Annotated in this window: 5 protein-coding genes and 2 pseudogenes; 3 read left to right on the top strand and 4 right to left on the bottom strand. The window is 46.1% G+C overall.

From position 1 onward, the window contains the following. Positions 1 to 138: 138 nt before the first annotated feature. Positions 139 to 471 (top strand): annotated as a pseudogene (locus tag RIM23_RS13520) (Uma2 family endonuclease); the annotation flags it as partial. 112 nt (positions 472 to 583) lie between these two features. On the opposite strand, the gene RIM23_RS13515 reads toward RIM23_RS13520, so the two are convergent. The 3 genes from RIM23_RS13515 to RIM23_RS13505 all read right to left on the bottom strand — a co-directional run bounded on the left by RIM23_RS13515 (position 584) and on the right by RIM23_RS13505 (position 5699). Beyond that, positions 584 to 2794 carry a mechanosensitive ion channel domain-containing protein gene (locus RIM23_RS13515; RefSeq protein WP_446367771.1) on the bottom strand — a complete coding sequence of 737 codons (2211 nt, stop codon included), beginning with the start codon at positions 2792 to 2794 and terminating at the stop codon, positions 584 to 586. Positions 2795 to 3122: 328 nt separating this feature from the next. After that, positions 3123 to 4904 carry an N-acetylmuramoyl-L-alanine amidase gene (locus tag RIM23_RS13510; protein ID WP_446367770.1) on the bottom strand — a complete coding sequence of 594 codons (1782 nt, stop codon included), beginning with the start codon at positions 4902 to 4904 and terminating at the stop codon, positions 3123 to 3125. Positions 4905 to 5153: 249 nt separating this feature from the next. After that, entirely contained in the window at positions 5154 to 5699 is a 546-nt protein-coding gene (locus tag RIM23_RS13505; protein ID WP_446367769.1) for a pyridoxamine 5'-phosphate oxidase family protein, read from the bottom strand. 542 nt (positions 5700 to 6241) lie between these two features. Here RIM23_RS13505 and RIM23_RS13500 point away from each other — a divergent pair. Together RIM23_RS13500 and RIM23_RS13495 are read left to right on the top strand one after the other, a co-directional pair. Continuing rightward, the gene (locus tag RIM23_RS13500) at positions 6242 to 7906 is read left to right on the top strand and encodes a CTP synthase (RefSeq protein ID WP_446367768.1); all 1665 of its coding nucleotides are present in this window, start codon (positions 6242 to 6244) and stop codon (positions 7904 to 7906) included. A gap of 87 nt (positions 7907 to 7993) precedes the next feature. After that, positions 7994 to 8410, top strand: coding sequence for a hypothetical protein (locus tag RIM23_RS13495; RefSeq protein ID WP_446367767.1), 417 nt, complete (start codon positions 7994 to 7996; stop codon positions 8408 to 8410). Positions 8411 to 8517: 107 nt separating this feature from the next. Here RIM23_RS13495 and rppB read toward each other — a convergent pair. Further along, positions 8518 to 9759: pseudogene (rppB, locus tag RIM23_RS13490) on the bottom strand (two-component system sensor histidine kinase RppB); the annotation flags it as partial. Positions 9760 to 9889: the final 130 nt, after the last annotated feature.

Here is a 9889-nt window from a genome sequence, read left to right as displayed (position 1 = left end):
TTCCCAAATGCGTTTAACCGCTATGGGATAGAGAGGTGCGTAGTTCACTATTATGAGAATTAATCTCTCAAAGTAAAAGCGAAGGGAATTTCTGCAATGAAATGAAGTCTGTCTATATTTGACTATACTTTTACCAACTATGGAATTTTTGAACCTCAAGAAGGTGTGCTGGAAATGTATCAGCTCAATGATGCTGGACATTATGTCTTGCAGTCGCCACAAGAGAACCGCTATTGGATAGAAGCACTCAGCTTATTTTTGGGTGTGTGGGAAGGAAGGAAGGGAAACCGTCAGGGGTATTGGTTGCGGTGGTGGGATGAATCTGGGCAACTTTTACCTTGGGGGGTAGAATTGGTTGAGCAGGAACGACTTCGGGCTGAACAAGAACGACTTCGGGCTGAACAAGAACGACTTCGAGCTCAAGCCTTGATCGCACAGTTACGAGCGGCTGGAATTGAGCCAGAGGCGTGAGTACAACCTACCCCCACCACAAGACTTATTCAGCTTTCCCCTAATTAGTAGAGACGTTCCGGTGGAACGTCTCTTCGGTGGAAAAGCCTACCTAAAACCTAAAAGCTAGGTTCTAATCTGGACCATCCGGATCAGCGTCAACGGATACCCCAGGAGCAAAGGATGACTCCGGGTCAAAGAATGATCCAGTATTACGCTTAGAGAGTTGAGGTTCTAAGGGTTCGACAGACATTGGCGAAACCAATTCTGGCGTTTTGCCATTAGAGGCAGGATAGTGGATGCGAATATCTTGTTGGGGTATGATTGAAATCCCTTCTTTGGCAAAGCGTTCCTGAACCATGTAGAGTATCTCTTCATAAGCTGTCCAAAAGTCATTAGTTTTCGTCCAAAATTTAATCCCGATACTCACATAATAGTCACCACCTTTATAAGGAAAAACCGACGGTGCTGGATTATCTAGAGTCAAAGAGTGTGAGTTGGCAATCTCCAACAAAATTTTCTTGACCCGGCGCAGGTTCGTGTCGAAGGAAATACGAACACTTACTCCCCCCTTACGAATACCCTGGGTGGTCAGGTTTTCAATGGTACTGCTCCAAATCGTATTGTTGGGAACGGTATAAATTTGAGCGTCCCACCCTTTAAGTTTTGTATTAGCAAGGGTAATTGAATCGACGTAACACCACAAATCATTGACTTTGATTTCATCGCCAACATCGAAGGGCTTGTACGCCATAATCATCAAACCACTTGCCAAATTTCCCAGGTTACTTTGTAAGGCGAAGGCAAGTACGAAACTCACCCCCCCAAGCAGAGCTAAGATTGGACCCAGGCTGACTTCCAGTGCGGTTAGAGCGAGCAGGAAGGCAACGACGATACCGCCGCGCTTGATCAGCATAACTAGGAAGTTACGTAACAGTTGGGATACATTGCTTAATCGGGAAAGAGTTTGGTTAACAATGATACCGACAAGCTGAGACGCGATCGCGACGCCGATAAAAACGCCTAAAAACTTGCCTGTATTATTAACCCAGCGTAAGCCACCTTCTTCTGACTGGAACCAGTTGATCAGCCGTAGCCCTAAACCTTCGGTGTCGGTTACGTCAAGTTCAACACCACTAACCGCTTGAATATATTTGCGGTAGAACTCAGGATCGCCGCCTTTTTTCTCCAATTCGTTGAGAATAACATTAAAGCGATCAATAATTTCAGTCCGTTCCTCTTGAAGTTCAGTAACTGCAATCACCAGTTGGTTTTTCTCTTCCGATTCTGCGGCGGCATTCTCTTCGAGTTGTTCGGCTGCTTCTTCAAGCTGCTGTTCCTGTTCTTGGAGTTCCTCTTGGCTATCCCCGACTTCCGGGGGTCCAGCGACTTTTTCCTCGCCGTCAACCTCTACTTCCGTGTTTTCCAGAGTGGCTGTCAGTTCATCGAGATTTTTGGAGGATTGCTCTTCAGGGGCATCCACTCCTTCAATGGCTTCCCTGGCTTTTTTCAGGGCTTCTAAGGCGGCTTCAAGTTGTTGAGTTGCTTCTTTATGTTCCGGTGAGTCAGGAATTGTACCCTCTTGGGCTTCTTGGGCATCCTCAACGTCTTTGAGCGCGGCTTCCAAGGTATCTATTTTTTCCGTTGCCGCTTCATAGCTCAACGAGCCAGCCGTCATCTCCTCTCGCGCTTTCTTCGCATCCTCAATCGCTTGTTTTGCCGCCTCCAGTTCCCCTATTTCCTCGGCTTTTTCCCGGGCGCTGCTTGAGGTTTCGTCTTCTTCAATCTTCTGTTTAGTTTCAGCGGCTTCCTCGATGGCTGCTTGGGCTACTTTCAGGTTTTCTTTGGCGTCTTCTACCTTTTTCGCCGCTTCTTCGTATTCTGGAGAGCCAGGAGTGGCACCAGCTTGAGCTTCTTCTGCTTCGGCGAGGGCTTTCTTGGCATCGTCTAACGCATTTGCGGCTTCTTCCTGTTTGCCAATGGTTAAATTTTGCCGTTTTATGGCAATTTCGGCGGCGCTAATTTCCTTGGCTTTTTCTTTGAGCAGCACCAGCCAAGCTGCTGCCTCAATTTCGAGTTCGGCTAGGGTAAGCGGTTGAACCAACAGTCTCAATTCCTCGACGGGAATCGTCGGATCTTCCGTCGTGGTTGCCGCTTGGGGATCTACCTCTTCGGGAATTTGAACTTGTTCAGTCGTCGTTTCTTCCGCTTCAGCGTCTTGGGCTTGCACCGGAGTCCACCACACGGCGAAGGCACAGACAACTCCCGTCAGGACAATTGCACCCACTCGATAACGCTGTCTGGGCTGTTTATCCCTGAATATTTTTCGTTTTAATGCCAGCATTTTGTTAGTTAAAAAACGCAATTACAGCTACAACGGTCTAAAAGCTAAACTGGTTAGACTTATCTTGAGCAGAGAGTTAAAAGCGATTAAATTATTTAATGTTATCAGTATATTATTTCTATTAATTCTTTGTCAATACATCACGTTTGTTTTATCCAGCGCAACCAACAATGGTACCGCTAGTGCAGCATTGGAGCCTTCTGCTCTCTGGACTCTTCTGTCTTCTTGTACTCGCTTGAAAAAGGACTTCAGGATTCATGACATCAGAATCTTGGGTTTAAATTATACTTTTCATCCGGATCAATCAAATAATTCCCATTGTTTGGCTCTATTGAGCGTTCTGGAACCACTCTGTCACCCCATCCGCGATCGCACGGGCTAATCTCTGTTGTTGCTGCGGATTCGTAATCCACTCAAATTCCTCCGGATTAATCATAAATCCAAGTTCTAATAACACCGATGGCGCGGTATGAGGGCGAGTCAGGGCTAGATTATTCCAAAACACCCCATAAGCAGGACGATCTAACTGGTTCACCAGATAATTCTGCAAAAATACTGCTAAATTATGGGCTTGGGGATGATACCAAAACATCCCAACCCCTTTAGTATTCATCGCGTCACCTGCATCAGGGAGAGCGTTGTAATGAATTGAAAGCGCGATCGCAGGTTTAATCTGATTAATCATATTCACGCGATCGCCCAACGACACCGCCTGATCCGCTTCCCTTGTCATATATACCGTTGCACCCTTTTGGCGAAGTTGATCTCGCAGTAACTTCGACACAATCAAATTCACATCTTTTTCCGGATAACCTGTAGGTCCCCTCGCCCCTAATTCCGCCCCCCCATGTCCTGGATCTAGAAGGATTTTAATTCCCGTTAACGGTTGTAAAGCATTTTCAGGGATAACTTCTACGTTTTGAGTGCGAACCGTGGGCGGATGACGTAACGTCAGGATGAGATTGCTTCCTTCATATCTCAGGTCATAACCCCATTGTTGGTCAGATTTCAAGTTAAAGGTATAATTTACCTGAGTTGGTGTAATTTGTTGCCAATCTAAGCGTTTAATCAAGGGGTCATCATCCAAGCGGATCACATCAGTTTGGGCGGTTGTGTTATGCAGCGTTAGCGTAAACGTGCGATCGCCTTGCTGAACACTCATCGGTACAGGTGTACTTAAAGGAAACACTACTTCTGTCGCCCCTGGAATCTGACGAGCGCGGATACTACGAATCATGGCTGTCGGGGGAACAGTATTGGGAACGATACGCACCTCTTCGGCTTTAATCCACGCCCCATAATCCAGACGTACCCACTCCCCTTCCCGCCCCGTAATCGTCGCCCTGACGCCTTTGGGTAAGGGAGTGAGGCGAGAATAGGTGGTACTTGGTCCTGTTCGCGCTACACCTGCATCCACGATTACCTCAGCCACCTCTAATTCAACTGGGTTGATAATTGAAATCTGTCCGGGTGCAGCTTGACTTATGGTTTTCCCATTCAAGGTTAGCTGATATTGCGGTTGTCCTAAATTTGCCGCGATTTGTGCGGTTGCACATCCCTGATAGTAACCCGTCGTTGATTGAACACCAACCTGATTTTGAGCAATTAATCCGGCTGAATTTGGCGGTAACTGGATATTCTGGAATTGAGCCATCAACGGAATGGCTTGATTTGCCAGGTTCACTGTAACTGTAGCATTCGGCGGCGCGATCGCACTAAAACATAATAGTTCTCCGGGTAATCGGGCAATATCGACGTTTGGGGTTAGGGAATCCTTGGCAAAGGTTAACCCGGTTGGCACCTTTGGGGTAGGGTCAACACGAGTTACATTAATCTGAATTGTCTGGTTTTGATAGCGCAAAGTAAAGCTATTTTTGCCCAATTCCAAGGGAAAACTCGGCGCAAAATGTCCAGCCTGACTGCGGGGGATAACTTGACTATTGACCCGCACGTCTCCTGATGGTGGTGCTGTTCCAATTAAGAAAATTTGCTCAGCCGTGGTTTGATGATTGGCAGAAGGATAGGCAACGAAAAGGGGTTGTTCTGCCCTAGCTCCAGATGTAAAAATTGATACCAATATAGCTAATCCAATGATAGTTTTATATGTCATTCGTCATTTGTCATTTGTCATTTGTAATTCGTCATTTATTCAGAAATTCATCATTTAGACAGGGCGGGTTTAGTGACATTAGTGTGAGCAAAAAACGATAGTAGTGAAAAGAGCCCCTACAGATAAAACTCTTTTCTCGTCATTGATCATTTACCTACCCCAGCTCCCCCAGCTCCCTCTGCTCCCCCAGCTCCCTCTGCTCCCCCAGCTCCCTCTGCTCCCCCATCTCTCCACACCCTGCCTACTTTTTCAATCGGATAAAAGATGAGTTGGTAATCCATCAATGCTTGTGAGGTTTTTCGCCTGCCAATATTCATAAATTCCCTGTTCTCCCTTGTTATCTGCCCATTCAACCAGGGTTTCTCTTTCACCCATAAATTCATATATTGGAACACCATAGCCACAAGAGGTTTGCACTGATTCAATATCTAGAACAATAATTTGCCGTTGTCCTGGCAGCGAATTAAAGTAGGTATAAAAGGTTTCCCATTCTGGATCAGTGGGGCGAATGACCCGCCCTTGACCGTAAAGGCGTAGAATTAGAGGCGTATCGGTAAAGCTGCAAAACATGATAGTCAGCCTACCATCATCCTGCAAATGAGCCGCCGTTTCATTGCCACTGCCCGTTAAATCCAGATAAGCGACGGTTTTCTGATCAAGAGTGCGAAACGTATCCATGCCTTTGGGGGATAAATTAATTCGCCCCTGTCGAGGTGCTGTCGCGGTAAAGAAAATCTGTTGTTTTTGGATGAATTTTTGTAAAGGTTCTGTGAGTTCTGAATAAAATTTTGCCATTGTACTCTTTCTAGATAAAGAAAAATAAACTTTTGCAAATGTAAGCGGACAATTTGTTAACTTGCCCGTAAGAAGCCATAGCCCGTCGTCTAGCGTGGAAAGAGTGGTGAGCGTTGAGTTGGGAAGGTGATGGGGGTTTTGGCATTGTCAGCTATAGCTCATGGTGCTTAAGGAGAAAAGAAGGACTAAAAAAGCGTCAGGCTTTCGTGGTGGACATTCCAGACGGAAGCGGATGTTCAACGTAAAGGATAAAAGCATCGCCAAAAACCAATCAGGCATAGTTACAGACGAGTCGTAAATGGGGACAATAGAGAAAGGATTTTCCAGAGGAGACGGGTGGCGTCTCAAATCAGGGGAAGCAAGTTTCATGGGTGTGGGTGTACGCAGTTGGCGGAAGATAAATTCAATAACCACCTCAGGGGAAGATTACTCTTATGAGTGATTGAGGGCATCCTGCTCTAGCTCTCCTCGAAACAATCTTAAAAGACTGTGGCACAATTAACGGGGTGCATCTTGAAAAGTCTGGCGTACTTAAAAATTCTATGGCTAAATTTGTCTTTGTAACAGGTGGGGTTGTATCTAGCATCGGCAAGGGTATCGTTGCTGCAAGCTTAGGACGATTGCTCAAATCACGGGACTATTCGGTGTCGATTCTTAAGCTAGACCCCTATATTAACGTCGATCCGGGAACCATGAGTCCCTTTCAACATGGGGAAGTTTTTGTCACAGCAGATGGGGCGGAAACGGATTTAGACTTGGGACATTATGAGCGCTTTACAGACACGCTGATGTCCCGCCTCAATAGTGTCACCACTGGATCAATCTATCAGGCGGTTCTGAATAAAGAGCGTCGCGGCGACTATATGGGGGGAACGGTGCAGGTGATTCCCCATATTACCAATGAGATTAAGGCACGGATTCATCGGGTGGCTCAAAATACTAATCCGGATGTGGTGATTACGGAAATTGGCGGCACAGTCGGGGATATTGAATCATTACCATTTTTGGAAGCAATTCGTCAATTCCGTAAGGATGTGGGGCGCAATAATGTGCTGTATATGCACGTTACTCTCCTACCGTGGATTCCTTCTGCGGGTGAAATGAAAACCAAACCGACTCAGCATTCGGTGAAAGAACTGCGTTCTATTGGTATTCAGCCTGATATTTTAGTCTGTCGGTGCGATCGCCCTCTGCAACCGGGGATTAAAGAGAAACTCTCGGAGTTCTGCGATGTGCCTGTGGAATCCGTGATTACTTCTCCCGATGCTAATAGTATTTACGAAGTCCCCCTGATTTTAGAACAAGAAGGACTGGCAAACCAAACCCTAGATCTATTGCGAATCCCGCAACGGGAACCGGATTTAAGCCAATGGCAAACCCTGGTGGAACGAATGCATAGCCCAATCCATAAGGTGGAAGTTGCCATTGTCGGCAAGTATATCCGCTTGAGTGATGCTTATCTATCCGTTGTCGAAGGATTACGCCACGCCGCGATCGCATTGGGGAGTGAATTCAACCTACGTTGGGTGAGTTCGGAGGATATTGAAACCGAGGGCGCCGCAGACTTTTTAGCCGGAGTCAACGGTATCATTGTTCCGGGAGGTTTTGGTATCCGAGGCGTAGATGGCAAAATTGCGGCGATTGAATATGCCCGTACCCATCAGATTCCCTTCCTCGGTTTATGCTTAGGAATGCAATGTTCTGTAATTGAATGGGCGCAAAATATTGCCCTGCTTGAGGATGCTCATAGTGCTGAGTTTGTACCTAATGCTCGTAATCCCGTGATTAACTTGTTACCTGAACAGCAGGATGTTGTGGACTTAGGCGGTACGATGCGCTTAGGGATGTGTCCTTGTCGGATTCTGCCGAATACCTTGGCAGCATCACTCTATGGGGAAGAGGTTATTTATGAACGTCACCGACATCGCTATGAATTTAATAATGCCTATCGTAACCTGCTTTTAGACACAGGTTACATGATTAGCGGGACATCTCCCGATGGTCGCTTAGTGGAAATCATTGAATACCCCGATCATCCCTTCTTCCTAGCCACTCAGTTTCACCCAGAGTTTAGCTCTCGACCGAGTGCGCCCCACCCCTTGTTTAAAGGATTTGTACAAGCTGCCATAGAACAATGTCAGGGTGAGGTTTCAAGTCCCCCAACTGATGCTCCCATTCTCCAGCAATCCCCAGTGCAGGTATCGTGACCTAGAGGTTTGAATTTTGAGTTATGAGGCGAGCCAAAATTATCTATAACTCATAGCTCAAAGCTCGCAATGGCTTGAGGAGGTTTTGTGGCGTACTGGATAAAAATTGATTACGAACGCAGCAATTATGTGATTGATCTCGATCGCATCAGTGCTTTTGCCTGCGCTCCCAACGGCAAAATTATTTTCTGGTTGCCGAATAGTGCCCACCAGATTATCATTAATCAACACAGTGACCCCGAGGGGTATCATCAAGTTTTGGAGTATATTAAACAAGTCTCAGCTCATTCCCTAGCCGGATCTTGGATTCAAGTTAGATATGAACGCAGTGACTATGTAATCGATCTCAACCGCATCAGTAGCTTTTCTCATGCGGCGAGTGGCAAGTTAACTTTTTGGTTGCCCGATAGTTCAATTCCGATTATTATTAATGAACAAACTGATCCAGAGAGTTATCAAAAAATCCTAGATTATATTAAACGTAAAACGGGTTATATTGTTTGAATTGACAATGGATAATGAACAATGGATAATGACCTCTCCTTAAAAGAAGAGGATTGAAATTAAGGAAAATCTTTAACGAAGAGGTCTTAGACCCAATTAATCAATTGTCAATTATCAATTATTAATTGTCCATTGATAAAGGGCGGGGTAACTGCCAAGGGTAATCGAACCGTGAACGTACTGCCAACCCCTAGTTTGCTGTCTACTTGCAAGCTACCGTGGTGTGCTATAGCGATCGCCTTAGCAATTGCCAGCCCTAATCCTGAGCCTCCTGTGTGACGAGAGCGATCGCGATTCACTCGATAGAAGCGATCAAAAATGTGGGCTTGTTCTGTCGGTGCAATGCCAATCCCGGTATCGGTTACTTTAATCACAGCCGTGTGATCGCTTTTCTCTAAACTCACATTAATGCTATTGCCTGCTGGGGTGTAGCGAATGGCATTATCAATTAAGTTAGAGACTAATCGATACAACTGGGGTTCATTTCCCTGCACGTAAATTAATGGCTTGGGAATATCACAAGTTAATTGAATGTCAGAACTTGTTGCTAGTTCCAAAAACTCTTCTGATAAATCGTTAATCAAATCATTTAAACAACAGGGTTGAAACGTTTCGGATGATGACTGTTGTTCTAGGCTGGTAAGTTGAAGTAGATCAGCGATTAAATCACTTAACCGTCGTCCCTGTCGCTCGATCTGACGTAACATTGTGTGAGTGTCTTGGGGATTTGAAAAGGGAACCCGTAATATGGCTTCAACTGTCGCTAACAGGCTAGCCAGGGGTGTCCGTAATTCGTGAGCAGCATCAGCGGTGAATTGTTGCTGCTGTCGATAGGATTGGTATATCGGTTGCATCGCCAATCCAGAGAGCCACCAACTGGAGGCTAGAACTAATCCCAGAACCAGGGGTAGCCAACTGACTAAAATCCGTTCAATACGAACCTTTTCGGCGTCTAGAGGGGCTAACGTGCGTCCAATTTGTAAATACCCCCAAGATGAGCGCTGAGTTTCCGGGTTAGGGTTGGCATCAGCACTGTGCAGCATAATCGTGAATTGGCGATAGCGGATACCCTGAGTCGTGGAAATCGTTTGCCATGGCTCTGGATTGAAGGTTGGGGATAGATTCGGGGGTTGATTGGGTGAAAAGGCGAGCAGTTTGCCCTGGTGGTTAAATAGGCGAATATAGTAAGTGTCGCGATCGCTAATTCCCATCGTATGACGCTGAATCACCGTGGGCTTCCGATTACAGGGGTGTTGGTTCAGACACAATTCGGGAAAAAGTTGACGCAATACCATCGTGGGATCTGCCGATGGCGGGAGCAGGGGTTCTACACTGTCGTTTGACACTCCTCAGCCTAAAGGCGTGAGTAGCGCTTCTTTCATCGAGCACTCTTACTATGAAATAGTCGCCTATTTCATACCAGAGGAGCATCTCTGGAAGAAGCGTTTTGCTCCATTACAGAAGCTAGTTTCGATATGC

This window comes from Coleofasciculus sp. G3-WIS-01, from assembly GCF_040223135.1.
GTDB lineage: Bacteria > Cyanobacteriota > Cyanobacteriia > Cyanobacteriales > Coleofasciculaceae > Coleofasciculus.
Note: the sequence above shows the minus strand (reverse complement) of the source record. Positions and strands in the feature narration are given on the sequence as shown.